This window comes from Faecalibacterium sp. DFI.5.82 (assembly GCF_029076575.1).
Taxonomy (GTDB): Bacteria; Bacillota; Clostridia; order Oscillospirales; family Ruminococcaceae; genus Faecalibacterium; species Faecalibacterium duncaniae.
In genome coordinates this window covers 1-334 of record NZ_JARFIS010000238.1, presented here as the reverse complement: position 1 = coordinate 334, position 334 = coordinate 1, and the positions used below count along the sequence as shown (strand labels likewise).

Annotated in this window: 1 pseudogene; it reads right to left on the bottom strand. The window is 61.1% G+C overall.

Going from position 1 to position 334, the window contains the following annotated elements:
- Window positions 1–182 (bottom strand): annotated as a pseudogene (locus P0G09_RS16405) (16S rRNA pseudouridine(516) synthase); the annotation flags it as partial.
- Window positions 183–334 lie beyond the last annotated feature (152 nt).

Sequence of the window (334 nt, the reverse complement as noted above, 5' to 3'; positions counted from 1 at the left end):
CCGATCAGATCCACCACGGTGGTATCCCGCTTGTCGGTGGAAGCGCTCACCACGCCCTCAGGCTTGTTGAGCATCAGGTAGACGAACAGCTGGTAAGCAAGCGGCGCACCGTCCACCGCCACGCTGTCCCCTTCCCTGAGCTGGGTGTCCCCCTTTTTGCACTCCGCGCCGTTCACCGTCACCCGTCCCCTGCTCAGCAGGGTCTTTGCCTCGCTCCGGGTGCATTGCGCCGTCTCGGCCAGTTATTTGTCTAGTCGCATAGGTTCTCCTTTTCCGGGTATAGCAAAGCTGCGCCCTGCCCAAAGGCGGAGCGCAGCGATAGATTTTGCAGTTC